At 50.3% G+C, this 25,128-nt stretch carries 28 protein-coding genes, 1 pseudogene and 1 riboswitch; of the genes and pseudogenes, 7 read left to right on the forward strand and 22 right to left on the reverse strand.

Features of this window, described 5'->3' with window-relative positions:
- Positions 1-90 precede the first annotated feature (90 nt).
- The 5 genes and pseudogenes from NSQ80_RS10615 to NSQ80_RS10635 form a co-directional block, all read right to left on the reverse strand.
- Positions 91-395: pseudogene (locus tag NSQ80_RS10615) on the reverse strand (AIM24 family protein); the annotation flags it as partial.
- 26 nt (positions 396-421) lie between these two features.
- Positions 422-910 (reverse strand): isochorismatase family protein, encoded by a 489-nt coding sequence (locus NSQ80_RS10620; protein ID WP_260070283.1) that lies wholly within the window; start codon positions 908-910, stop codon positions 422-424.
- Positions 911-1,087: 177 nt separating this feature from the next.
- A complete protein-coding gene (locus tag NSQ80_RS10625; protein WP_036646024.1) occupies positions 1,088-1,555 on the reverse strand; it encodes a hypothetical protein in 468 nt (155 codons plus the stop codon).
- Positions 1,556-1,650: 95 nt separating this feature from the next.
- A complete protein-coding gene (locus NSQ80_RS10630) occupies positions 1,651-2,745 on the reverse strand; it encodes an AI-2E family transporter (RefSeq protein ID WP_009226134.1) in 1,095 nt (364 codons plus the stop codon).
- 49 nt (positions 2,746-2,794) lie between these two features.
- Positions 2,795-3,067: a hypothetical protein gene (locus NSQ80_RS10635; RefSeq protein WP_036646049.1), complete on the reverse strand. Its 273-nt coding sequence runs from the start codon at positions 3,065-3,067 to the stop codon at positions 2,795-2,797.
- 172 nt (positions 3,068-3,239) lie between these two features.
- Between NSQ80_RS10635 and NSQ80_RS10640 the strand changes: the two genes are divergently transcribed.
- The gene (locus NSQ80_RS10640; protein WP_009226136.1) at positions 3,240-4,472 is read left to right on the forward strand and encodes an aminopeptidase; all 1,233 of its coding nucleotides are present in this window, start codon (positions 3,240-3,242) and stop codon (positions 4,470-4,472) included.
- 56 nt (positions 4,473-4,528) lie between these two features.
- Here NSQ80_RS10640 and NSQ80_RS10645 read toward each other — a convergent pair whose 3' ends face one another.
- The 3 genes from NSQ80_RS10645 to NSQ80_RS10655 form a co-directional block, all read right to left on the reverse strand.
- Positions 4,529-5,809 (reverse strand): hemolysin family protein, encoded by a 1,281-nt coding sequence (locus NSQ80_RS10645; protein WP_260070286.1) that lies wholly within the window; start codon positions 5,807-5,809, stop codon positions 4,529-4,531.
- Between the two features lie 323 nt (positions 5,810-6,132).
- Positions 6,133-6,576: a spore coat protein GerQ gene (gene gerQ, locus NSQ80_RS10650; protein ID WP_009226138.1), complete on the reverse strand. Its 444-nt coding sequence runs from the start codon at positions 6,574-6,576 to the stop codon at positions 6,133-6,135.
- 42 nt (positions 6,577-6,618) lie between these two features.
- Positions 6,619-7,041, reverse strand: coding sequence for a cell wall hydrolase (locus tag NSQ80_RS10655; RefSeq protein ID WP_009226139.1), 423 nt, complete (start codon positions 7,039-7,041; stop codon positions 6,619-6,621).
- Positions 7,042-7,307: 266 nt separating this feature from the next.
- On the opposite strand from NSQ80_RS10655, the gene NSQ80_RS10660 reads away from it, so the two are divergent.
- Complete coding sequence (locus NSQ80_RS10660) at positions 7,308-8,630, forward strand: FAD-dependent oxidoreductase (protein WP_009226140.1); 1,323 nt, start codon at positions 7,308-7,310, stop codon at positions 8,628-8,630.
- Between the two features lie 142 nt (positions 8,631-8,772).
- Here NSQ80_RS10660 and NSQ80_RS10665 read toward each other — a convergent pair whose 3' ends face one another.
- From NSQ80_RS10665 to NSQ80_RS10680, 4 genes are all read right to left on the reverse strand, one after another.
- The gene (locus NSQ80_RS10665) at positions 8,773-9,192 is read right to left on the reverse strand and encodes a DUF2500 domain-containing protein (protein ID WP_009226141.1); all 420 of its coding nucleotides are present in this window, start codon (positions 9,190-9,192) and stop codon (positions 8,773-8,775) included.
- Between the two features lie 203 nt (positions 9,193-9,395).
- On the reverse strand, positions 9,396-9,590 hold the full coding sequence (locus NSQ80_RS10670) for a hypothetical protein (protein ID WP_009226142.1): 195 nt from the start codon (positions 9,588-9,590) through the stop codon (positions 9,396-9,398).
- 199 nt (positions 9,591-9,789) lie between these two features.
- Positions 9,790-11,076 carry a hypothetical protein gene (locus NSQ80_RS10675; protein WP_232282337.1) on the reverse strand — a complete coding sequence of 429 codons (1,287 nt, stop codon included), beginning with the start codon at positions 11,074-11,076 and terminating at the stop codon, positions 9,790-9,792.
- A gap of 64 nt (positions 11,077-11,140) precedes the next feature.
- Positions 11,141-12,226 carry a polysaccharide deacetylase family protein gene (locus NSQ80_RS10680; protein ID WP_339302168.1) on the reverse strand — a complete coding sequence of 362 codons (1,086 nt, stop codon included), beginning with the start codon at positions 12,224-12,226 and terminating at the stop codon, positions 11,141-11,143.
- 430 nt (positions 12,227-12,656) lie between these two features.
- On the opposite strand from NSQ80_RS10680, the gene NSQ80_RS10685 reads away from it, so the two are divergent.
- Complete coding sequence (locus NSQ80_RS10685; protein WP_260070287.1) at positions 12,657-13,583, forward strand: L-lactate dehydrogenase; 927 nt, start codon at positions 12,657-12,659, stop codon at positions 13,581-13,583.
- A gap of 279 nt (positions 13,584-13,862) precedes the next feature.
- On the opposite strand, the gene NSQ80_RS10690 is transcribed toward NSQ80_RS10685, so the two are convergent.
- On the reverse strand, positions 13,863-14,318 hold the full coding sequence (locus NSQ80_RS10690; RefSeq protein ID WP_009226146.1) for a CBS domain-containing protein: 456 nt from the start codon (positions 14,316-14,318) through the stop codon (positions 13,863-13,865).
- Between the two features lie 153 nt (positions 14,319-14,471).
- Here NSQ80_RS10690 and NSQ80_RS10695 point away from each other — a divergent pair, with 153 nt between their 5' ends.
- From NSQ80_RS10695 to xerS, 3 genes are all read left to right on the forward strand, one after another.
- Positions 14,472-14,681: a hypothetical protein gene (locus tag NSQ80_RS10695; RefSeq protein WP_009226147.1), complete on the forward strand. Its 210-nt coding sequence runs from the start codon at positions 14,472-14,474 to the stop codon at positions 14,679-14,681.
- 86 nt (positions 14,682-14,767) lie between these two features.
- A complete protein-coding gene (locus NSQ80_RS10700) occupies positions 14,768-15,436 on the forward strand; it encodes a spermine/spermidine synthase (RefSeq protein WP_036646029.1) in 669 nt (222 codons plus the stop codon).
- Between the two features lie 23 nt (positions 15,437-15,459).
- The gene (xerS, locus tag NSQ80_RS10705) at positions 15,460-16,542 is read left to right on the forward strand and encodes a tyrosine recombinase XerS (protein WP_009226149.1); all 1,083 of its coding nucleotides are present in this window, start codon (positions 15,460-15,462) and stop codon (positions 16,540-16,542) included.
- Positions 16,543-16,603: 61 nt separating this feature from the next.
- Here xerS and mobB read toward each other — a convergent pair whose 3' ends face one another.
- From mobB to NSQ80_RS10730, 5 genes are read right to left on the reverse strand one after another with little or no spacing between them, the layout of a single operon-like run.
- Positions 16,604-17,092 (reverse strand): molybdopterin-guanine dinucleotide biosynthesis protein B, encoded by a 489-nt coding sequence (gene mobB / locus NSQ80_RS10710; protein ID WP_260070289.1) that lies wholly within the window; start codon positions 17,090-17,092, stop codon positions 16,604-16,606.
- A 39-nt stretch (positions 17,093-17,131) separates the two neighbouring features.
- The gene (glp, locus tag NSQ80_RS10715; RefSeq protein ID WP_260070290.1) at positions 17,132-18,400 is read right to left on the reverse strand and encodes a gephyrin-like molybdotransferase Glp; all 1,269 of its coding nucleotides are present in this window, start codon (positions 18,398-18,400) and stop codon (positions 17,132-17,134) included.
- Complete coding sequence (locus NSQ80_RS10720) at positions 18,397-18,741, reverse strand: hypothetical protein (protein WP_009226152.1); 345 nt, start codon at positions 18,739-18,741, stop codon at positions 18,397-18,399. The genes glp and NSQ80_RS10720 overlap by 4 nt, the downstream gene beginning before the upstream one ends.
- 37 nt (positions 18,742-18,778) lie before the next feature.
- Complete coding sequence (locus tag NSQ80_RS10725; protein ID WP_009226153.1) at positions 18,779-19,711, reverse strand: dihydroorotate dehydrogenase; 933 nt, start codon at positions 19,709-19,711, stop codon at positions 18,779-18,781.
- Positions 19,708-20,403: a dihydroorotate dehydrogenase electron transfer subunit gene (locus tag NSQ80_RS10730; protein WP_260070291.1), complete on the reverse strand. Its 696-nt coding sequence runs from the start codon at positions 20,401-20,403 to the stop codon at positions 19,708-19,710. The genes NSQ80_RS10725 and NSQ80_RS10730 overlap by 4 nt, the downstream gene beginning before the upstream one ends.
- 188 nt (positions 20,404-20,591) lie before the next feature.
- On the opposite strand from NSQ80_RS10730, the gene NSQ80_RS10735 reads away from it, so the two are divergent.
- A complete protein-coding gene (locus NSQ80_RS10735; protein ID WP_232282338.1) occupies positions 20,592-21,425 on the forward strand; it encodes a polysaccharide deacetylase family protein in 834 nt (277 codons plus the stop codon).
- 93 nt (positions 21,426-21,518) lie between these two features.
- Here NSQ80_RS10735 and NSQ80_RS10740 read toward each other — a convergent pair whose 3' ends face one another.
- The 4 genes from NSQ80_RS10740 to NSQ80_RS10755 all read right to left on the reverse strand — a co-directional run bounded on the left by NSQ80_RS10740 (position 21,519) and on the right by NSQ80_RS10755 (position 24,880).
- Positions 21,519-22,145, reverse strand: a complete 627-nt coding sequence (locus NSQ80_RS10740; RefSeq protein ID WP_157273495.1) for a 3D domain-containing protein — start codon at positions 22,143-22,145, stop codon at positions 21,519-21,521.
- Positions 22,146-22,219: 74 nt separating this feature from the next.
- A riboswitch (cyclic di-AMP (ydaO/yuaA leader) is annotated at positions 22,220-22,388 on the reverse strand.
- 174 nt (positions 22,389-22,562) lie between these two features.
- Positions 22,563-23,285 (reverse strand): amino acid ABC transporter ATP-binding protein, encoded by a 723-nt coding sequence (locus NSQ80_RS10745; protein WP_009226157.1) that lies wholly within the window; start codon positions 23,283-23,285, stop codon positions 22,563-22,565.
- Positions 23,272-23,934: an amino acid ABC transporter permease gene (locus NSQ80_RS10750; protein ID WP_009226158.1), complete on the reverse strand. Its 663-nt coding sequence runs from the start codon at positions 23,932-23,934 to the stop codon at positions 23,272-23,274. Before NSQ80_RS10750 ends, NSQ80_RS10745 begins: the two co-directional genes overlap by 14 nt.
- Positions 23,935-24,028: 94 nt before the next feature.
- Complete coding sequence (locus tag NSQ80_RS10755; protein WP_009226159.1) at positions 24,029-24,880, reverse strand: transporter substrate-binding domain-containing protein; 852 nt, start codon at positions 24,878-24,880, stop codon at positions 24,029-24,031.
- Between the last annotated feature and the right edge of the window lie 248 nt (positions 24,881-25,128).

Below are 25,128 nucleotides of genomic sequence, written 5' to 3' on the forward strand. Positions count from 1 at the left end.
CTTGAGGAGCGGAATGTCAACCGCCTTTCTCACGAAGCAGACCGCGGACATCGCGCACTTCTGTTATCTTCCATCGAGCAGGTTGCCCAAGCCCCCGGAATGCACGAAAGCCAGCCCGTCACCTTCGATTTTCTGCATGATGAAGCCTTCTCCCCCAAAGAAGCCGGTGCCGAGCTTACGCTGGAATTCTATGCCGACGAACACGCCTTTGGCCGCACATAGGGAGCGTCTTTCTGACAGATCACCTTCCCGCCGAGCATTTGCAGGTCCAGCGGGACGATTTTTCCGGGATAAGGTGAAGCAAAAGTAACGGCCTGCCGTTGATACCCGGCGTTGGTGAAGACCGTCGTAAACAGGCCCTCGCCGGTCAGCAGCCGCTTACCCGCCCTCATGATCACATTGCTGAGATTAATGCCATAAATTAATTTTGCTTCAAAAGCGCTCGGATGACAGAATAACTGATCAGACTGCGATCCCGATAGACGGCGGCCACTGAATCGGGGTGCTCGCCGAGGATGCCTTTTTGCAAAATAGCCGCACCAAATCCGCGCTCCACCGCGCCGTTAAACGTAAAAGTGACGCAGTATTCGGCGGCAAATCCGCAGACCACGACGAAATCGGTGTCATGTTCACGCAGAAGCTCCTCCAGGTTCGTCTTCCAGAACGAGTTGCTCCATGCTTTGGAGATCCGCAGGTCCGATTCGAGTATTTTGACTTCTGGGATGACCTCGTATCCCGGAGTTCCAACGCCCCCATCCTGATCCTGAACTACCACAACCGGCCGGCCCGCTTCCCTGAACAAGTCAGCGACGGCATTAATGTACTCACAAACTCCCGGGATTTCACTTTGGATGCGAGGATGGTTCAAAAAGACTTGCTGCATATCGATGATTAATAAAGCCGGTTTCATGCCTGCTCCTCCTTTGCCGCCTGCAAGGCAGACGACCAATTTCTTACATTATACACGATCCCTGAACCGGCCGCCGTAGTTGCTGTGGAATAATTTTTGCAGTTGAACGAGTATAACATAAAACCAGCCAGCCGCTGAAAGTTCAGACGACTGGCTGGTTTCTTTGTAAGCATCTTTTCATTCATAGACGAGAATATCGCGGAGTTGTTTCGCTTGCTCAATATAGGGTCCCTCCGCCAAATTGTTAAACGCTAGATGGGTGGCACGCAAGCTGAGCAGCCGGTCGCCCGGCTGGAGGCCAAATTGCTGCCAGGTTGACAGCGGCAGCGTAAAATACCCTTTGCTGTTCAAGTAAACCCAGCAAAACGTGCGTTCTTTAACGATAACCGGTTCCCCTTCCGGGATGGCGAATTGCTGAAGCTGAGGAATGCTGGCGAAGATCGGGGCCAGCGGCGAGTTGGCAATCAGTTCTTTGCACAGGACGCTAAAGCCTTTGGCCGTATTCCGGCCGGTCATCAGAATAATGTTGGAATCCGGTCGAATCTGGTACTCTTGCAGGGCTTGATCCGGAAGGTAAAACGATCCGTCGGGAAGAATCTTGCTCCATGCGTAAAAGTACTTCCCGCCTTTGGCTTGCACTGCCATGTACATCATCCCCCGAGCAAATTGATAGAATAATCATCGCCTAATCGCGGGGATGGGAGATATGATTTTTGTCACCTTGCAGGTCATATGGAATTTTATGGATTCGATTCGGTGAGCTCCTCAATTTTTTCAGCAAAATAAAGTTTATGTGCTTTGAGTACGATAATCTTCAGCATCATATAAACCGGAATCGCCAAGATCATCCCCAGGATGCCGCCAAAATCTCCGGCCACCAGCAACAAGACGATCGTGGTCAACGGATGAATATTGATCGTTTTGCCATAGATGTATGGGGAGATCAAGTTGCCTTCGATTTGCTGCGCAACCACCACGATAACGATAACCCAGAATACCATCGACGGAGACACGGTGAACGCCACGATGACACAAGGAATTGCCCCCAGCAGCGCCCCGAAATAGGGGATGAAGTTAAACAACGCGCCCACCACCGCAAGAAGCAATGGGTAGGGCAAACCTATCAGCCAAAAACCGATAAAGCTCATAAACGCCAGCAGCATCGCACTAATCATGCGGCCGGCGATAAATCCTTTGAGCATGTTATCAATTTCATGGATGACGCTGGCTCCATCGCGGCGGTAACGACTGGGCAGCATCCGCACCAGCAATGGCGTGACCCGCTCGTCTTCCTTCAGCATGTAATAGAGCAGGATCGGGACGGTACCGACGACAATGACGAAATCGTTCAGGAAAGTCACCACATGGGACAAGTAACCGGAGATGGCTTCCATGGCCGAGTTCAAATATTCCGTGACTTTGCTCATCAGTTCCGGACTGGTTTCATTCGTCACCATGGAGAGATAACGATTGTCGCGGATGTCGTTGAATTGGGTCTGCAGTCCGTTGATCATCTTCGGCACATTGTTCATAAATTCGATGATCTGCCTCCGGAGCGGCGGCCATACAACGATTAAGAAGATCGTAATGACTCCGGCGAATAACAAGTAGATCAGCAGGATCGACAGCACCCGGTTCAGTTTCTTCCGTTCCAAGAACTGTACGATCGGCCGCAGCAGATAATATAGAAATCCGGAGATCGTGAGCGGGACAATTAGAATGGACACCAGCGTCACCAGCGGATTAAAGATAAAGCTGACCTTGGACAACAAATAGATAATGGTCAGCACCATAATAATCCCAAGCGATGTGCGATAAAACGGATGTTGCCACACGGTTTGTTCCTCCTCCCCCACTCTTCCGTATCCAACGGAAGTTTACGGTTTAAGCCTCCGGCAGCGTATCCAACGCAGCATCCAACAGGGTATCAAACCACTCGTCGTCTTCTTCGATCCGTGCGTCAACTTGAAGGAATTGCTCCTCAATGCCAGGTTCGTTGGCATAATGAAGGCTGTAATCCCAATCGGTTCCCTTCTCACTGTAGAAGGTAATTTCATAAGCTGCCTTATGCGAGCTCACTTCGAAAATGGTTTTGCCGATATAGGAGCCATCCTCCTCCCGGCGCATTTCTGCGTGAACAATGGTCAATTCGTTCATCATTTACGTAACTCCTTTTTATGGGACAGTCTCTTTGCAATATCGTACCATGTTTTGGGGGAATATCAAATGTAGAAACTAAGGATCGCCTTCGCACGGCATTCCAATTTCGCTGGCAAATGGTGTATGATTAAGCATGTAATTAATTCCTAAAGTTTGGAGGAAACCGTAGATGTCCGATTTTCAAAAGAAACTGGAAAAATATGCTGAACTCGCTGTAAAAATTGGCGTTAACGTTCAACCCGGACAAAATTTGATTATCAACACGACCATCGATAGCGCGGAGCTCGTCCGGCTTATTGTGAAACAAGCCTATGAAGCCGGCGCTCGCTTTGTTAAAGTCAACTGGAGCGACGATGTGGTCACCCGTCTTCGCTATGATATGGCTGCCGAAGAATCTTTCCTGGATGAACCAAAATGGTATGCCGGCGAAATGCTGGAATACGTAGAGAACGGTGCAGCGGTGCTGCATGTCATTTCCTCCGACCCTGATCTGCTGAAAGGCGTGTCCACCCAGCGGCTCACCAATCATCAGAAAGCGTACGGCAAAGCGATGAGCAAATACCGCGAAATGCAGATGTCCGATAAATTCAGCTGGTCGATCGTGGCCGTTCCTTCCAAGGCTTGGGCGGATAAAGTGTTCCCTAACCTTCCTGAAGAAGAACGCGTACAAGCGTTGTGGGAAGCAATCTTCCGTACGGTTCGCCTGGATCAACCAGACCCGATCGCCGCTTGGCAGCAACATATCCAGAACCTGACGCAAAAATCCGATTACTTAAATGCGAAACGATACAAGAAGCTGCATTACAAAGCGCCTGGGACCGACCTCACCATCGAGCTGCCGGAAGGCCATCTGTGGGTCGCTGCGGAAAGCATCAACGCCCAAGGCAACACCTTCCTGGCCAACCTGCCAACCGAGGAAGTCTTCACCGCTCCGCTCAAAACTGGGGTAAACGGCACGGTCTCCGCAACGAAACCGCTGAGCTACCGCGGCACGATCATCGACCGTTTCTCGTTGACGTTCGAAAACGGCCGCATCGTGGATTACAAAGCCGAAGTAGGCGCCGATGTCCTTAAACAGCTCGTGGATCTGGACGAAGGTTCGCATTACTTGGGAGAGGTGGCGTTAGTTCCGCATAACTCCCCAATCTCGCAATCCGGTATTTTGTTCTACAATACGCTGTTTGACGAGAACGCCTCCAACCACCTGGCCATCGGCAATGCCTACGCCTTTAACCTGGAAGGCGGCAAATCGATGTCCCAGGAAGAACTGGCACAACGCGGTTTGAACTCCAGCTTGGCGCATGAAGACTTTATGGTGGGGTCCGCTGAGATGGATATTTTCGGCATCACTGCAGACGGCAAGGAAGAACCGATCTTCATTAAAGGCAACTGGGCATTCTAATCGAAAAACAATAAAACCGGATGCTCTCTATCAATGAGAGTCATCCGGTTTTATTTTTAAGCGCCCGCTTCTTCCAACGGCAAGAGCTGCTGGCGAATGAGCTTGACGCGAGAGATGCGTTTGTTGTCGGTTTCCTCCACCACGTACGTGATTCCGCCGTATTCTACGGTTTGCCCGACCTGCGGAGGCAGGATATCGATCCGTGAATATAACCAACCGCCAATGGTGTCATAATCGTCGGAATCCAGCTCCAGGCCAAATCGGTCATTGATGGACTCGATCAGCATAAGCCCGTCGATCGAATACACATTCGTGTCCATCTGCTCGATCCCAGGACGTTCCTCATCGAACTCATCCTGAATCTCGCCGACAATCTCCTCGACGATGTCCTCCAACGTAACCATTCCAGAGGTCCCGCCGTATTCATCGATCAAGATCGCGATTTGCGTTCGTCCCCGCTGCATGCGCTTCATCAAATCACTGATCGGGATCGATTCCGGGACGGCCATAATCGGACGAATTAAGTCACGGAAATTCCGGTTTTGGGAGCGGATCAAATCCTTAATATGAATAAATCCGATAATATGATCTTTATCATGATTGCAAACAGGATAACGCGTTCTTGTGCCTTCCAAGGCGATTTCCAGGTTCTCTTCCAGCGAATGCTGAGTATACAAACAGATCATTTCAGTTCGGGGGATCATAATCTCCCGAGCGGTTGTATCGGCAAACTCAAAAATATTGTCCACCAGCGACATTTCCGTGCTGTCGATCAAACCGCTTTCGCTGCTCTCCTTCATCATGACACGGATTTCTTCTTCCGTGTGAAGCGAGTCCTGCTCCGTTACTGGCGCAATGCGAAACAGTCGCAAGAGACCGGCGGAGAGCCCGTTTAACAGCCAGATGAACGGGTACATTAGCCGGTAAAAGATGCGCATCGGCCAAGCGAGCCATAACGTGATGGTCTCGGCTTTACGGACAGCGATCGTCTTGGGGGCCAGCTCTCCCAGCACGATATGCAAGATGGCGATCAGGAGAAACGAAACGGCTAACGAAATAATAAATCCCGGCCTTTCGCCAAAGCCCATCATTTCGAACATCGGCCCTAGAATTCGGGCAACAACGGGTTCGCCGAGCCAGCCGAGCCCAAGCGAACTGAGGGTTATCCCAACCTGGCAGGCTGACAAATAACCGTCCAGCTTGCTTAACAGCTCTTTCGCGATTATCGCGTTCCTTCGCCCCTCCTCGGCTAACGCCTCGATGCGGGAGCTCTTCACCTTCACAATGGCAAATTCAGCCGACACAAAAAGTCCGTTAAGCAACACCAATAACACCATGAATCCTACGGAATAAAGACTCGGTAAAGGGTCACTCAATACGTTTCCTATTCCCGCCGATCCGGCGGCGAATAGGTGCACCTCCTTCGTGGATTAAAATCATCAGTATTCCATTGCATTCCATATAAGAACGACAGCTTTAATTTCCCAAGGGATTCATCTCCTTTATTTCCAAACAGTTACATGCCATATATAAATTCATCTTAATTATATTATTATACACTACACAGTCAAACGCTGCGGTATTCCTAGCGAACAGGCGTGGCAGGCTGGAAAAATAAACAAAAAGGCCCCCTTGGAAGTGCAAGGGAACCTGAATGAATTTAACGAGTTGGCGGCGGGGAACCAATCACGCCAGGGTATTGATATATCAGCGGCTCGTCGAACGTAGCGTAGTCGAAATTGACCATCAGCATCACGGTCCGCACGCCAGTAACCGGATCGCTGATAATGATATGATCGCGTCCGGCGGCTTCCAGTACGCCTTTAAAGACTTTCGCGTTCCATTCGCTGTTGTTCTCGTAGGTCATGTAGAACGTGCCGACTTTGCCTAAATTCAGACGAAAAATATTTTCAATGTAAGATTGCTCAAAAGCCTGCTGCGGCAACGGCATCACCGTTCCACTGGGCGTAATCGGGCTCCCGCTGGCTACTTGCGGCGGCATGCCGGTTCCGGTTGTTTGTGGATATCCTCCTCCTATCGGCATCATCGGATAAGTACTATGGCCTGCGGGATATGCGGCTTGCCGGAATTGTTGAGTAAACATCTAATCCATTCCTCCTTATGATTAATCAAGCAAATGACAGAGTTAATAGACGGCTGGGCAATCTTCCGCGGATGGAGCAAAGAAGCAATGCGCCTTAAAGCGGCCGGTATTTTGTTGGTTGTACCAGGTGGCAGGACAATCTTCTGTCGGCCGGAAAAACCATAACGCATTGGTTGCCGGCCAAATGCGTTCCCCGTTGATCGCGCGCTGCGCCAAGCGGATATCCCGGTCGCGTGCGCGTTGGTAGAAATATCCCCTCACCGTGGCTTCGAACCCGCCGGGTCTCTGAAACACCATCCGATTCATGTCACGAATATCCCGAAAATCCAGGCAATTCGCCAGGATTCGGTTTACGCCGACATTGCCGACCATTAACATGCCCTGTTCGCCTTCTCCTTCCGCTTCCGCGCGCATCAGGCGCGCCAGCAGCCTCACGTCTTCGGAGTTTGCTTTAATGACGGCCAAGTTGGCTCCTCCTCCCTCTTTGCTGAACGGTATATTTTATGTGCATCTGCCTATTTTGGTGCTAGCATCTGGTAAAAATTCGGTGTCAAGTCGTGAATGCAAGGTTTTTACGTGAATGCGATTACAATATCGAACATTTCGTGTCTGTTTCTATGGACGCGCTTACATGAATAGCATATACTGTAGATAAATAATGTTTTTTTATACGGTTTTGCTTGTTTGTTTATAAAACGGTTGCTTCATTTTACCTTTTAGGAGGTTACCTCATGAAAATCGCGATTATTGGCGGCGGCCTGGCCGGGCTTACGGCTGCTGCATACCTGTCGGACAACGGCAATACGTCTGGTACCGTGTTTGAACGGAGCCCCCAGCTCGGCGGACGTGCTTTCACCTATGAGAAATCGGGATTTACTCTGAACTATGGAGCACACGCAGTATACGGCATCGACAGACATACGCTCCATGCTATGGAAGAAGAGCTGCATTTGAAATTCCAGAGCAAGCAGGTCGATAAGCGTAAAGTGATGTACGCAAAGCACGGACGGTTAACCCCTGCCCCGCTCGATTTCATGAACATTATGAAGACGAATGTGTTGACTCCTATGGAGAAAGTCCGGTTTGTCGCCGAAATCGCGGCCGTGATCGGTAACATCCATCATTTGAAGCAGTATCGCACGCTTGGCGAATATTTGGAGCATTCACACGCATCGGCAGACGTGAAAGAACTGTGGGAGCATCTGGTTTGTTCCAACTTCTTCATTACACCGGAGGAAGCGCGCAAGGTGCCGGGTTCGGTCATCTCTGAATATTACCATAACCTCTTCCTCTCCAGCCGGCCGGTCAGCTACATTCTTGGCAGTTGGGCGACAATTACCGACCAATTGATCCATAAAATCCAAGACAATGAGTCCTGGGAGATCACGGTTAAGGAGCCGGTCGAATCGATTACGATGGAAGACGGGAAATTCGTGTTGAACACGAAAACAAGACAGCAGCTTGTGTACGATCAAGTGATCTTCGCCATGCCAGTACAACAGGTGACCAAACTGCTGGAGGAAACGCCTTGGGCAAATGCACTGGAACCGTACAAGAACAACACCTCGACCGAAGTGCTGGTTTATGATGTGGGCTTTTCCAAAGTCGTTGCCCGTCCGTTCCACTATATCAGCGACATCGATCATAAGATCTTTATCAGCGATGTCTCTGCCACGGATTTTACGGTGGCTCCCGTTCATGGTCAGTTATTGCAAGGCATCGCCTACTTGAACGACGACTTCCCTGATGAGGAGCAGAAGAAGCAATACCTGGAACAGAAAACCCAGCAGATGGAAGCCCTGTTTGATACGTACTATCCGAATTGGCGCGAGTTTGTTGAGGTCAAACGCGTGTCGAAGAAAGCGATGGTCGCCAGCGTCAAAAATATTTACACCAATCAACTGCTGCCCAACCGTTTGGCAGGTGTTCCGTTCTTCTTCTGCGGCGACGGCTGTCAAGGGAAAGGTGAGTTAGCTGAACGCGCTTTCTCCAGCGGCCGGGCTGTTGCTCAGATGATCCTGGAACAAGCGGAAACCAAGGCCTTATCCATTTAATCCAAACAAAAAACAGAAGCGTACACAAGAGTCGGGATCGTCCGACGAATTGAGACGCTTCTGTTTTTGTGCTGTCCAGCCTTTATCAACCTTACTCTGCCTGCCTTTCCTGTGATTATCGTGGGTCTATCGATTTTCTCGCTTACCCGGAGCTATGAAATTTTCGGTATTCCTGCAGCTCAGTCCGATAGGTGCGAACAGACCGCTCGAACCCATGATAACGACGGCCCTGGAATGTCAGCTTGCCTTCGTCTCCTTCCGCACATTGCCCGTATTCCACTCCCGACACGGCAAACTCCAAACGGTCACCGCTTTCGACCTCGAAGGTCATATAATACTTCGTGTCAGAACGGTTCACCGAGGTGTCGGTGTCATGGCGGTGGCTGACTTCGGTCCGTTTTCCGACGATTACGGAATGGACGCTAAGTACAGGCTGCCGGTGGTTTCCGATCGCGCGAAGAAGCCCTCCTGCTGCTGTCGCAGCCAGGATTCCGAGGATGACAACAAACAAGATTGGCAGCGCCGTTTCCACTACCCCAAACATTTCCGTCCACGACTGCATCGCTTATCCCTCCTTCGAGAGGTTGCTCCGTACCGCTGTTCTCTCCTTTCCCCCTAAGTATATGCGGACCTGAAAAAAACTTGTTATTCATCGTGTCCGGAAAATATGCCACTCTTGTCCAAGATATCTTAGAGAAAAAGAAAAACCTCCGATTCGTGGTTACGAATGGAGGTTACTATGGTGTGAAGCAAGAACGATCTATATTAAGCATAGTACTCAAACAACAGTTGACGGGTCTCTTCAGCGCCATCGGCTTCCATTTCGAACGCCTCGTCAAGTCCTTTCTCTGCCCAACAAGCTTTGCAAGCTTCTTCTGTCGTGCACAGATGTGCATCTTCACAGGTGTAGCAGAACTGCAGGTAATTGCGGGTTACAAATTCTTCTTGAACAGTTTTCATAAGGCTCCACTCCTATCATTATGGGAGCGTTCGCTCCGATTTTGGCTTGCCTGTGATTGATCTTCCTTACAAGTTAAATATATCACAAAGTCCGAGAATAGTACGTGATAATTTTCACAATATAATGAACATTATCATTCTGCCCGTTTCTACACAAAAGAAGCATGGATCCCACGCCATGCTTGCTTTTATTATCCGTTTATAGCACCTGCCAGGTTCGTCCCCCATCCTTCGTTTGCATCAGGAGCGAACGCTTCTGATTCTCTTGGGCAACTAACAGCCACCCCACTCGGGAATTAAAGAACTGAAGCTTCACAATTTCAGGGTAGTCCTCCAGCGTTTCGACCAATTTTTTGTTTTCCGGCAACGGCTCCCAGCTCGCGCCTTGGTTTAACGTATGATAGACCGTTGAATCCAAAATCGTCCAACCTTCGTTAGGCGTTAAGAAAGTCGGAGCCAGCTTCTCGTTTAGACCGGTTTGCCAGGACAACTGAAACGGCGCTAACGTCCAAGTGCTGCCGGCATCTTCCGTAAAGTAACCGTTGAATTTGGTGGAATCCCCCCGGGTGCAGCCGACAGGAATCCAGCCCTCTTTCACGCTGCCGGAGAAGAAGGACACAGGCCCAACCGTAAAGCTGTCGCAGGTTTTATACTTGTTCGGATTAAAGAAATGAAGATTTTGAGTCCAGGTTAACCCGCCGTTTTGGGTCGTATATAACGTTGGAAGTCCTTGATTGATTTCGGTTACAAAACCGTGCAGCGGGCTCGTAAAGGCCATCGATGTTTGCGTGCCAGGTATCAATGAAGGGCTGTCCTCTGACAGGAGACGCATCGGATCCGTCCCCCCAAGCAGAACTTCAAAGGTTTGGGCTCCGTCATCCGTCTCATATAAAGACCGTGCTCCATTCTCCCGCATGTTAACCTCGGAGAGCAACCATCCATGATCCGGATCGGCAAATACCATGGCCTTCACTTCCCCTTCTCCAGGGAATGAAGTTACCTTCCAAGTGGTTCCGCCGTCGGTTGTACGCAGGACAATCGTATCTCCGGAACCGGCAGAATTTCGTACGATAAAGCCATGATTCGGATCTAGAAAAAAGATATCCTTGGCATACTCCGGCGTGGTAGCAAACGGTACGGAGGCGGCAGGTGAGATATTCGTCCACGTTTTGCCGTTGTCTGCTGTAATATAAAGCCGCAGCTCGTTACGCGTAATCCCCCACGCTAGTCCCGTCGTTTCACTGAGCAATTGAAAATCGGTGAGACGGGTTTGAATCTGGTAGCGGTTATTCGTGTTCTCCGCCGGAGCGGCGGCAGGATTTCCCTGGTTCTCGGAAGCTGCAGGATTAATCACTGTGATCGTTTGTCCATCCTCAGAAGGCTCGTCTAGTACCGGAGTGGCAGCCGGAGGCGGCTCGGAATTGCAAGCCGTCAGAAGCAGCACCATACCCAGGGCGGTTCCGGCAATCTTAAGCCACAGGCTCAACCTGAACCACCTCGCTTTCTGCAGTTAGATATGAATCATTATAACATAGATGTTTTTCTCGCCGTTATAAACGGGGATCGTTCCCAAAATTCACCGTGAAATGCTGATTGGGTTTATAAACGGCAAAGGCGTATCCTTTGCTTTGCAAATATTCGATAATTTGAGGCAAAATCTTTACCGTCTGCGCTTTCTCATGCAACAGAATCACCTCAGTATCCCGGTGCGTTTGACGCTTTACTTCTTTAAGGATTGTGCTCGGGCTGTTCGGGTATTTCCAGTCCATGGAGTCCACCGTCCAGTCCCACATCTTAAATCCCGCTTTCGCAATATCACCGCGGAACTTCTCACCGATTTCCGGTTTGCTGCCGTACGGCGCACGAATCAAGGTCGGGGAAGTGCCGGTAAGCTTCTCCATCAGCTTCTGTTCCTTCGTAAATTCTTCGATGAAGTGAGCCGATCCTTTGCCGTCATATAAAATCTTCTTGTTGTGCGTCATACTGTGCAGACCTATGTAATGACCTTCCTGCAAAGCCTGATTCACGATTTTCTCATTTTTGCTGAGCTGATTCCCAATCATAAAGAAAGTGCCATGTATCTGATAATGCTCCAAAATATCAAGCAACTGCTCCGTATATTTGCTAGGTCCGTCATCAAAGGTCAGATAAATTACTTTTGGCTTCACAGTCGATTTCGTTTTTTTATCCTGCTGCGCTGGGGATTTCGTTTCGACCGCAGGTTGTGCGGCAGGTGTAGCAGGTGCCGGGTCGGATTCAGCTGTCTGGGAAGCACCATCTTCCTTGCTCGGAGTCCCCTTCGGCTCCGCCTGGGTGTTACTTGATTCTGCCGGGGTACTGTTTGAATCCGCCGGTGTAACGGTAGGCTCCGTCGTTTGCTGTGAATTTGCAAGATTAACGCTCTGCCCCTTCTCCGTTTCCCCTGCGGATGCCAATTTTGCCGGGATAACCACCCGGGTTGACGACTTGTGCGGAAGGGATTTGTTGATCAGTGGGGCGACTGCCACCGCAGTCAATGCCAGGGAAGATGCCGTCAGCACGAGCGCAGCTGTGATGATCCATCTCGTACGCCGAATTATTTTGGATTGTGTGTTACGCTCTCCATGCTTTTCAGTTCGTTTACCGTAAGGCGACATCTCATTCACCGGATTCCTCTCTCTCTTTTTCTATTTAATAGAATAATATAAAGCGAGAGTTTCGTCCTTACAGAATCGTTAATCGCTGGTTACAAAGTGATAACAACTTTTAAAAAGCGACATTTTGTTAACATAACATATATTATGTTTTAATTATTTCAAAGAGGATAAAAATAAACCGCCTCCCTAAGAAGACGGTTATCGTGCTGATAGATCCCGTTTGCCTATTCATTATTATTTAAAATACGAACATTCCAGATTTTACTTTAAATTTAGAACTTTCTTCAGGTACAATGGGTGTAACCCAATACATACGCGCTTCATTCTTAAACGCAGCGAAGCGCCCAAGAGTGCTTGTATCACTTAAGGTTAAGAACCCAACCAACGGTGCAAGCTAAAGCATGGAGAACACGACAAGGAGATGAAAAAAATGAAAAACAAGATGAGTTCCAGCCGGGTTGTAATCATCGGCACAGGGGCGGTTGGTGCGACTACCGCTTATACGCTGCTCTTAAGAGAACGGGTGTCCGAGCTGGTCTTGATTGACGTCAATAAGGAGAAGGCGCTGGGCGAAGCCCTTGACATGAACCATGGTCTTCCCTTCACGGGAGGTGTGAAGCTGTGGGCTGGAGATTACAGCGATTGCGCTGATGCTGACGTCATTGTGATCGCGGCAGGCGCTTCTCAACGTCCCGGCGAGACCCGGATCGATTTGCTCAAACGGAATGCCGTCATCTTCGACAGTATCATTCAAAATATCGTGAAATACAATAATCACGGCATCATTCTCGTAGCAACGAACCCGGTCGATATCCTGTCCTACGTTACATTGAAGAAAAGCGGATTCCCGTCCAATCGCGTTATCGGTTCCGGTACCCTGCTTGACAGCGCACGTTTCCGTTACCTAATTGGACAGAACAAGAAAATTAACCCGCGTAGCATTCATGCTCATATCATAGGCGAACACGGGGATTCCGAGGTTCCACTTTGGAGCTTGGCAAACGTCGCCGGCATCGGCTTGGAGTTCTCTGATGAGGACCGTGAAGAGATCTTCAACAATACGAAAAACGCTGCATACGAGATCATCAACGCCAAAGGAGCTACTTACTACGCGATCGCGCTGGCGTTGGACCGCATCATCGTCTCGATCTTGCAAAACGAAGGCTCCGTTCTGAACGTCTCGACGTTGCTGACGGATTATAACGGCGTCTCTGATGTTTATCTTGGCGTACCGAGTATCGTTGACCGCTCTGGCGTCCGCGAAGTGCTGGATTTGAAGCTGGACAATGAGGAGCTGACTCGGTTCCATGCTTCAGCGAATAAGTTAAAAGCGGAAATCGCCAAACTTGATCTGTAATCACTCCCAAGATGCGCAAAAAAACGTCCGGAATGCGAATCTGCAGTACCGGACGTTTTTATGTTTATTTTATCTTATTAATCATTATAATTCACTTGGTTAAATGTTTGCTTTTATGCCTCTACTCCACACTTCTTCGCTGCATTCTATCGATGGATCAATGGCCTGCCTTCACTTCATCGACATGCTTTACATGCTATTGTTGTTCCCCAGCACCGCCCCGGCGGCGATGACTGCCGCGATAATCACCCATTGGGACATAAAGACTCCTTTCCCGAGTTATAAAAATGATTTAAAGGAATGCCTGATCACATCTCCCCGGCTGATAATTCCGACCAGCACCCCGTTGCGTTCGACCGGGAGTTTCTTAATCTGCTTCTTCCCTAAGATCGCCGCAATGTTCTCAATTTCCTCATCCCACGACACGGTGTATACTTTCTTCTTCCCGATTTCCATGACGTTGAGGTCAAGCAGGCGCCGTATACGCTGTTCAAAGTCCTCCTGGTCCCCTTTAAACACAGCAACGTAATAAATCGAATCCACCACAACGTCGCGATGTTTACCGATGTAACGCATAATATCGCCGTCACTGATATAGGACACGATCTCATTGCGTTCATTCACCACCGGAAGTCCACTGATCCGGTATTCCATGAATCTTTCAATCACAGAACGTACCGTATCGGTCTCTTTGACTTTGTACACGTGTTTGATCATGATCTCATGCGCTTGCATGGTTATCCCCCTCATGCAACTATATAAATTGTTGTCAATTGCTTGGAATGCGTAAAAACGCTTTCTCCTTGTGAAAGCCCGCATTCATTTAATTTCCTCTCCATTCTATGATACGATAAACTTATCCTATTTGGCTGTGAGGTATTCGTAATTATGGATGACAAATCGCTAGAAACGATTGAGCTGGAGATGGCCGTCCTTTATCGGCGGATGACCACTGTAACTGCTTCCCGAAAAAACGGGAATTTAGACCGTGCCGCATACCTGCTGCTGCATCGGATCAATGCCCATGGCGCGGTAGGTGTCAAAGCATTGGCCGAAGGAAGACACGGAAGCGTTTGCCGCCTTACTGCAGAAATTTAATCACGCCCTGCTGAAATTGAAATCGAAATAGCATGTCGGTTAGTTTACATAATTTTTCTTTCGTCAACTTACAGGAGGTTACTCTGATGAATCATATCGATTTGCCTGTTGAAATCATCGAACGCGCCGAAACACCCCGTGGGGAAATCCAACTACAACGGCGCGGCGAGGAGTTCGAAATCATCAGCAACGGCACCTTTCTGATGGCGACGTATAACGGCGAGTCTGAACGCTTGCTGGTCCGCCGCGCACTGGAACGGGTCCCCTCCCCCGAGAAGGTTCTGATCGGAGGCTTAGGGGTTGGCTTTTCTCTGCAGGAAGCACTTCTCGATCCCCGCGTAAAGGAAGCGACCGTCGTGGAGATTGAAGCCAAGGTCATTGAATGGAACCGGACCGTTTTGGCGCATGTGAACGATCATGCCTTAGCGCATGCGAGAACGAGGTTGATTCATGCGGATCTTGTCGCCTGGATTCGTGAGACGGCAGAGACCTTTGATCTAATCTGTCTCGACATCGATAACGGACCGGACTGGAAAGTGTTTGACGACAATGCTTCGTTATACGATGAAGCCGGTCTGGCGGCGCTGCAACGCCGGTTGCGGCCCGGCGGCTGCCTCTCCTTCTGGAGCGCTACTCCTTCTCCGGATTTCGCGCGTCGGCTCAGGGAGGCGTTCGGAGACGTGGAGATCCGCGAGGTACCGCAAACGCACGGGGAACCAGATTATATTTTCTACGTTCGTGGCTCTCATCGATAATCAGCCATTCAGGAGGTACTCCCATGCAAATTCAAAAAGCGATCGACCGCAAGAAACTGGATGAGAAGGTTGTACATATGCCCTGGTTCGTGCAGCAGTTTATCGATTATAAGCTGCCGGATCTCTCCCCTTCTACACTTTTAGAGTATGTACGGGATTACGAACAGTTCTTCAGCTGGCTGCGGGCGGAAGGCTTAACTGCAGCGCAGACGAACGCCCAAGTCACACTCCACGATCTGGAGACTCTGCATATGGAGAGCATTGTGGGGTATCGGCTTCACTTAACCACACGAACCGAAAGCACCAACTCCAAAATTACGGTCTCGCGAAAAATGTCCTCCTTGCGCTCGTTGTTCCACTATCTCAGCCAAATTGCCGAGGACGAGAACTTTTACCCGCTGTTAAAACGAAACATTATGGCGAAGGTGGAAATCAAACGGATCCATAAACCGAAGGATACAGCGGCTAAACTCAAGGGCAAAATTTTGGAAGAAGACGAGTTAACCGAATTTATCGCCTACATCGCCGAAGGATATGGCCGGGATATTGCAGACAATAAACAGGCGCTTTATGCGTATGAGCTGAACAAGGAGCGCGATGCCTGCATCGCCAGCTTGATTCTGAATTCCGGATTACGCGTCTCCGAGGTCGTCAACCTGAATATCGATGATTTGGACCTGGCGAATAAGCTGATTTATGTTTATCGGAAAGGCAACAACGACGAGTCGTTCAAAACGCCGGTGTACTTCCGAGAGCAGTGCAGGGACGATTTGGCCGCCTATCTGACGCTTCGGCAGGCGCGATACCGTACGCCCAAGCGGGAGAAGGCCCTGTTTGTGGCCATACCCAACGGACAAAAAGAAGGAAAACGGATGACCAAACGCGCGATCCAAGCGATGATCATCAAGTACGCCAAACGTTTCGGCAAGCCGTACCTGACGGTTCATAAGCTACGGCATTCCTTCGCCACCGACTATTATTTGCAGAACGATATTTACAAGACCAAAGAGCAGCTCGGTCACGCCTCAACCGAAACGACCGAGGTGTATGCGCATCTTACGGACAAGACGATGTCCGAAGCGATTGAGCGCCGGGTCAGCGGTTAGCAGGTTGCATACAACAAGAGGACTTCCCGTCTCAACGGCAGGAAGTCCTCTTTGCATTAGCCTACATCCAGTTTTGTCGTATGTACTCCGCCATATGCTCGACCTCATCCCGTTGAAACCGGCGTGGCCCCGACTCGTTGGCGGGGAAGTCCGCCTCCTTCTGGACAATGGCGATGACTTGCTGCAGTTCCTGGATCAACGGCTCGTCCTCTGCGGAGCGCAGCAGGACCATTTTCGGATACGTTTCATGTTTGAAGCCTTCAACCAAGATCAAATCATATTCAGTAAAATGCTCAATCAGCTTCGCAAGCGATGTTTCCTGCTCCTCAAAAACGGCCGTTCGCCATGGCGAAGTAATCGCAGCCGCCGCCGCTCCCGCCTCTCGAAAGCGAAACGAATCGGTCCCCTCTCGATCGGCTTCAAATCCGTGCAGGTCATGTTTGATAACGGCCACGCGAAGATTCATGCCATTAAATATCTTCACCAGCCGGGTAATGAGCGTTGTTTTCCCGCTGTTTTTATAACCGACGATCTGTACTACCGGTACCACGCCCGTTTCCTCCCTCGTCCTGCCTATCAACAAACCGCATCAGAAATCGCTGCCTGGCAGCTTCAGTACCGTCACCTGTTCGCCCGCTTGCATCCCCGTGTTAGAAGGAGGAATCACGATTAATGCATCGCTATCCTTGATGGTGATCATCACGCCCGATTCATCCAGCTCCGCCGGAATCGCGTAAAGCTTGCCTTTCCGAACCTCCAACCGGCCGCGTACGAACCGGGTAAAATTGTTGATTTTTCTGTAAGGACGGGCCAGTTCGGCTGTTAACTCAGGCAAGAACGGCTTCGGAACCCCCATCATCCGGCCGATTGCCGGGCGGACAAACAGCTCGAAGCCAACAAAGCAAGCCCCGGGATTGCCGGACAACGCGAACAACAGCTTGCCGTCCTTCACTGCCGCAGACGTGACGCTGCCTGGCCGCATCGTGACTTTGTTAAACAACATCTCAACGCTGTCGCTCGACAACAGGTCGGCCATGATATCGTAGTTGCCCACAGACACTCCACCTGTGGTTACAACCAGATCGTAATTGGCGATGGCTGCTTCCACCTGCGCTTTGGCTTGGGTCAAGTCGTCCTCGATCGCCTCCAACAGGATCGGTTCGCCGCCCGCTTCGAAGATTTGACTGTACAGCATATAGGTATTGCTGTTACGGATACGTCCGTCCTGGAGCGGTTCATCGATCCGCAGCAGCTCTGAGCCTGTGGAGAAGACGGCAACTCGCGGCCGTTTCTTCACCGGAACGCGGTGAATGCCAAACGTCGCCAGCACGGAGAGTTCACCGGCTGACAGCCTGCGGCCAGGCTCGAGGATCACGTCTCCCTCCGACAATTCGAGGCCAACTGGCGTGATGTTCTTCCCCGACTCAATTTCACGAATCAATTGGATATAAGGCTTACCCTCCCGGATAATGGACTCGGTCATCTCAAACATCACCACAGCGTCCGCTTCATCGGGAACTTTCGCCCCGGTCATGATCCGGGCTGCTTGCCCTGGCTTCAATTTCACGGTTGGAACGGAGCCGGCAGGAATCTCGTCTACGACTTCCAAGAAGACCGGATGTTCGGAATGACAGCCCACCGTATCTCGGCTCAGAATGGCGAACCCATCCATCCCTGAACGGCGAAAATGCGGGTATGCATGCGGTGCAGTTACCCGCTCCGCCAAGATTCGACCTAGCGCTTCCGGCAGCGGAACGGTCTCCGATTCTGTCTCCTTAGCGTAGGGCAGAACGATTGCCTGGGCTTCAGGTACCGGCAACGCTTTGCGACGAAACTTCGCCTGGTCCGCTGACTTCATTGCCGGTCAACTCCATTCCCTTGCTGCTCCTGTAAATATTGATCCAGCATCTCGGAGGTTTTCTTTGCAATCTCCATAATTTCTTCTTTGCTTAAATTGTCGTAATGAATCCCCATGACCACAGTGACGGTTCGGCCGAGTGCCTCCGATGCGCGACGGGCATATTCCTCGGTTAAGGTGTGTTCTTTATGTCCCGGTACGGCGGAGGTCAATACTTCAATGTCTCCCCCTGCTTGATAAGCGGTGGACGCCGCTCCGATATGTGATACGCCACCGGTTATCAGCAGCAGTAAATCGCGGCCAACCGGGATCGCTTCCAGCTTAATATCCTCAAATGACAATTTCCGCAGCTCCTTCCACAACAGTATGCCCTTTATTTTATAGGATTCCGCGAATTTCGTCCAAGGTTTGAACCCCTTCAGCCTCCATCCAGGCCGTAAGGTCAGCGACCAGTTGCTCTCCCGCTCGAAGATGAACGAAGTTATGCGTCCCCACCTGAACGACGGCAGCGCCGGCCATAATAAACTCAACGACGTCCTCTGCGCAGCTGATGCCGCCCATCCCCATTACCGGCAGGGTTACGGCTTGACAGACTTGATGCACCATCCGCAAAGCGATTGGCTTAATTGCCGGACCGGACAGACCGGCATACAGATTGTCGAACACGCTCCTACGCTTGGTAATGTCGATTTTCATCGCCGAAAACGTATTGATCAGCGAAACGCCATCCGCTTGTTCCTCCTGGCACATCACCGCCATGCCCACGATATCCTCGGCGTTGGGCGACAGCTTGACGATCAGCGGCAGCGTCGTCGCAGCCCGAACCTCGCGAACGACCTGCCGGGCGATCTCCGTTTTGATCCCGTACGCCATGCCCCCGGCTTTGACGTTCGGGCAGGAAATATTCAGCTCGATCATGTCAACAGCGGTTCTGCCTTCCCGTCTTCGCCAAGCCGCATCCTCATCGATCAGCCTCGCACCTTCCACGTACTCTTCAATCGTATTCCCACCCAAATTCACGATCCGTACCAGATCCAGCTGCTCCCATCTCGGACATTCCTCACGCAGGAAGGCGTAGATGCCCGGATTCTCCAATCCAACGCTGTTTAACATCCCCGACGCTGTCTCAGCTACGCGAACGCCTTCGTTCCCTGCCTTTGGATGCAGCGTCAACCCTTTTCCGGACAACCCGCCTAGTTGATTGATATCATAAATCGCACCATATTCCTGACCAAAGCCAAACGTTCCAGAGGCCATCACGATCGGATTTTTAAAAAAGACTCCAGCGAGGCGACACGATAAATCCGTCATACAAACATCACCTCTTCCGCCAAAAATACCGGCCCGTCAGCGCAAGCCTTCTTCCGGACGTCTCTGCATTTCACGCTGCAGACAAGGCAAGCACCGATTCCGCATGCCATCCGATTCTCCAAGGAGACGTATACCTTGGCCTGGCCGCCGCTTTCCGCCTGTTTGCGCTGGACGGCATGCAACATCGGATGAGGCCCGCAAGCAATTACCGTATCGTACGCCCGAAAATCCACTTTCTCTAGAATCGAGCCGCCTACATCCACCGTCACGTTGCCGCGGGACATCGCACGGAACTCCTCTACCAAATAAGGCTCGCGGCTGTAACCGAGATATACGTCTGCCTGCGGTGCTTCCCTAAGCGCATAATAAAACGGAGCGATGCCGATGCCACCGCCTACAAAGGCGGTTCTTCCCTCCAGCGGCGGAAACCCGTTACCAAACGGCCCGTCCAAGGTCAATCGGTCGCCTTGCTTCAGTTCAGATAACCGGGTCGTACCTACCCCCGCAACCCGGATCAAGAAATCCAGCCGATCCTCTTCGAGATCAAAGATACTGATCGGTCGGGACAGTAACGGATAGCGTTCTCCTGCACGCAACATGTAGAATTGCCCCATTTTTCCCGTAAATCGCCCTTGTACGGACAGTTTGAACACCCCTGGTGATATTTCCTCGTTAGCCACTACGATTGCCATATGTTCACCCCACCCCATTTGATTACACTTCATCAAAGGATGCAATTTTTTAGCGGGATCGTCTGTGACATCTCTCACAGCGAATCATGAGAGGAAATCAGCGCAATTTTTCACAATCCATCATGATCTGAAAAAGTTAGGGGATACTAGAGAACATGTACAGTTTTGGGTTGAAGGGGGACTTCAAATTGCTTATTCAGCTTAAGAATGCTCTGGTCTGCTGCATGACCGCTTCTCTGATCATGGTGGGCGGGACGGAATTTTATCCCGTCAAAGCCGCCGCACTGGATCTCGAAAACAGAGGGCCAGAATCTCAGGGGGACCAGGCGGACAAGAAGGCGGCACTCGTGCCCGCAGGTGCCAAGCCGGCAGATCTTGGTGAGCTGCGGCGCAAATATTCAGAAACCTTCATCTTCCGGGGGCCGGAGGTGAAGCAGATTGCACTGACCTTCGATGATGGTCCGGATCCGCGGTTTACGCCGCAAATTTTGGACGTGCTTCACCGGAAAGGGGTCAAAGCCACCTTCTTTGTTGTTGGTGCACGGGCTAAGAAGTTTCCCGGCCTGTTACGGCGGATGCATCACGAAGGCCATCTCATCGGCAATCACTCCTTTAATCATCCGAACTTCCGCAACCGCTCCATTAAGCAGTTCCAGAGCGAGATTTTACGCACGGAGAAAATTATCCAGAACGTCGTTGGATACCGTCCCCAGCTGATTCGGCCGCCTTATGGAGAAATCAAGGAAGAACAGGTTCAATGGGCGAAAAAGAACGGCTACACCCTCGTCAATTGGAATGTGGATTCACAGGATTGGAAAGGGATCGACAAGAACAAAGTGATCTCCAACGTGATGCGCACGGCGGGGCCCGGCTCGATCATCCTTCAGCACTCAGGCGGCGGCGTTGGCTCCGACTTAACCGGCACCATCCAGGCTTTGCCGAAGATCATCGACGCCTTGCAGGCACAGGGGTATCAATTCGTTGATCTTTCCGAGCTGCTGCATACGACCAAATACCGCTGATGTATTGGGAATCTTCTGAAAATCAGGCACTTCGCCAGCAAGCACAAAAAGTCGGCCAGGATACATTCTGACCGACTTTTTTAAACAAGGTGTTTAATTTAATACGTAAAGCGTCACATCTTGGAAACCAAACGATTTCGCATTTGCTGCGCTGCCGGGAATAAAGATATCAATCCGGTTACCCTTGATTGCGCCCCCCTGATCGGTGGCCGTAGCTACAAAAGCCTGATCCGGCAGACCGTCATGGTTGTGGCCGGTCACCAGCACCTTTGTGCCCATCGGAATGACATTCGGATCAACAGCGATGGTACCAAGCTTCAGCGGGTTGCCGAAGTAGTCAACCGCGCCCCATTTTCCATTCTCACTAGCTGATGCCGAATACGCCGATGCTTTCACATTGATCGTTTTCGAGTAAGTAAAGGTTTTCCCCCATGCTTCAACCACGTTCCCGGTAGACATGACCTTGAGCTTGGAAGCGGAAGCAGTTGTCGTAGCTGCGCTCTCCTTCTTCGCCGGAGCAGCGGAAGCAACTCCCGTCGTTTGGGTTTGAACTCCCGGAATGGTGATTTTTAAACCAGCGTAAATATTTTTCGGATTGATGGATGGGTTGGCAGCCATGAGCTTATTCATATCTACGCCATATTTTTTGGCAAGAAGATAAAAAGTATCTCCTTCCACGGCTTTATGTACCGCGTCTGCATGGACGGAAGTCGTCTGCATCGGAATCGTAAGGCTTGCGGCGATCAGCGCCGTTGCTGCAATTTTAGACCAAATACGAGTATTCAAATGAATTGCCCTCCTTTTTACTGCGCCTGCGGAGTTAGTTGTCGGATTCGGGAAAAAGGATCATTCCCGGCGCATCGCTTCGATACGCTTCACCCCAAGAAAACAGTCAGCTAGGCAGCCCCTGTTTTCATCTTTCGTCCCCCGCACCTCAAGTTCAGGTTTCGGCCTACTTAATATATCACAATTTTGTAACCAATAGGTCAGGTAAATCCCACCAAACGGCGGAATTGCTTGATTGGACTGGTTACATTTTTGTGTTCAAAGGTAAAAAGAGTGTAAATTTAGATCGTACGTTCGATCCATCGGAGGACAAAAAACCGCCCGAATGGAAGCTCGGACGGTCCTTAAGATTTATAATACTTTGCTTAAAAAATCCTGCGTACGCTGATGCTTCGGCGCCCCAAACACCTCTTGCGGCGTACCTTGCTCCAGAATGACACCTTGATCCATAAACAGGATGCGGTCGCCAACCTCACGGGCAAATCCCATCTCATGCGTAACGATAACCATCGTCATTCCCCGTTCAGCCAGGTTCTTCATAACGTCAAGCACCTCTCCGACCATTTCCGGGTCCAGGGCCGACGTCGGTTCATCAAACAGCATCACATGCGGCTCCATAGCCAATGCGCGGGCAATCGCAATCCGCTGCTTCTGTCCGCCGGAGAGCTGCGCCGGATAGGCGTCCCGCTTATCCTCCAGTCCAACCGTGCGAAGCAGGTCCATGGCGATCGCTTCCGCTTTGCCTTTATCGAGCTTCTTCACGCGAATCGGCGCGAGCGTAATGTTGTCGATCACGGTCTTGTGCGGGAATAGATTAAAGTGCTGGAACACCATCCCCATTTTCTCGCGGGTTTTATTGATGTCATGTCCCTTGGCGGTGATCGAAGCGCCTTCAAAGGTGATCTCCCCTTCGGTCGGAACCTCTAACAGGTTCAGGCAGCGGAGAAACGTACTTTTCCCCGACCCGCTAGGACCGATGACGACGACAACTTCGCCTTTGGAGATTTCCAGATCGATCCCGCGCAAAATATGGAGTTGGCCGAATTTTTTATGCAAACCTTTAACGGTGATCACTGGTCTTCAACTTCCTTTCGAACACGCCCAAAATCCGAGACAGCGTGAATGTCAGAATAAAGTACATAATGGCGATGATCAAATAAGGCGTCATCCCATCGTACGTAATCGTCACGACGGACTGTGCTTGATAAATCAGCTCGGCCGTACCGATGATCGATACGATCGACGATTCTTTAATGATCGTAATAAACTCGTTGCCAATCGCGGGAAGCACCGATTTGATCGCCTGCGGAATGATGATATGGCGCATAGCCATCCCTTTGGTCATCCCCAAGGAACGGGCCGCTTCCCCTTGTCCCCGATCGACACCTTGAATGCCGGCACGGAAAATTTCCGCCAAATAAGCCGAACTGTTAATGGACAATGTAATCGCACCTGACTGAATCGGGGTGAAATTAATATCAAACATAAATGCGAACCCGTAGTGAATAATCAACAGCTGTACCATCATTGGGGTGCCACGCAGAAATTCAACCCACACATGCCCCAGAAACCGTAGGATCCCCCATGGCGACATGCGCAATAGTGCGATCAACAAACCAAGAAAGAAGCCGCATATCACGCTGATCGCTGCCAAGAGTAGGGTATACTGAACACCGGCCAAGAAGTAACTGCGGTATTCCATAAACATTGAAATTAAGTCCATAACGCCTTCCTTCCTCCTCCTTTACCTTAAACCCTTAAGCAAAAAAACAGAAAATAGCGAAAGCTTCGCTATTTTCTGTGGATGGATATCGTGATTATTTTTCGGCCAGTTCGCTAGCTTCGGCAACGAATTGATCGATGCTGCCTGCGCTAATCAAGCGATCGAGCGTCTTATTCACTTGATCCAACAGCTCTTGGTTGCCTTTCTTAATGCCAATCACGTAGCCTTCATCCTCAGTTACCGGCTTGGCATCGGTGATGACCAGGCCTTTAACGTTCTTAACGAACGATTCTGCGACAGGACCTTCCAAAATAGCAGCATCTACACGGTTGGAGTTCAACTGCATAATGATGTCATTGATTTTAGCCAGCGAGGTTAGTTTGGCATTCGGAATTTCCTTCGCCATTTCTTCTTGAATGGAACCTTGTTGAACGCCGATTTTCGCGCCCTCCAGCGATTCCATTGTGCTGAACTTGTCTTTGTCCGCTTCACGAGTCACCACAGCTTGCTCCGCTTTGTAGTAAATTTGCGACATGTCGATTTGTTCAGCACGTTCTGGAGTTGGGCTGAGTCCAGAAATGACGAGATCCACACGTCCGCTCGACAGCTCGTTCAGCAACGTATCGAATTTCAAGTCTTTAATCTCCAGCTCAGCGCCCAGATCCTTAGCGATTTCCTTAGCGATTTCTACGTCGAAACCAACGATTTCGTCTTCGCCTTTGTCGTTCTTAATGTGGAATTCATACGGCGGGAAGTCCGCACTCATCCCTACGATCAGTTTCTTAGCCGGTTCGGTTTGGTCTCCGCCCGCTTGAGTCTCATTTTGGTTCGCGGCTTGGCCGGCGTTGTTTGCCGCGTTGCCGCTGTTATTTTTTTCCTGACCACAAGCGGCCAGCACCATGGTTACCATCAAGACCGCTATGAATAACATGCCCCATTTTTTCATGCTTTTCTCTCCTATTCTGCTTTACTTATTACACTCGATGATGATTACTGGGCTAATTATAAATCAGAATGCATATATATGCAAAACAATTTTCATGATATACAAAAGTTTTCACAGATCTGCCCTATTGAACCTCGCAAATCCCTATTTATCATACTTTGGTCAATTCAATCCTGAATTATGTTTCACATTGGGTTCATGCTCCTTGCTGCCTTGGGGAATAATGAACATCATCACCATCCCTAGCG

The sequence above is a fragment of the Paenibacillus sp. FSL K6-2441 genome (assembly GCF_037964765.1).
Classification (GTDB): Bacteria; Bacillota; Bacilli; order Paenibacillales; family Paenibacillaceae; genus Fontibacillus; species Fontibacillus phoenicis.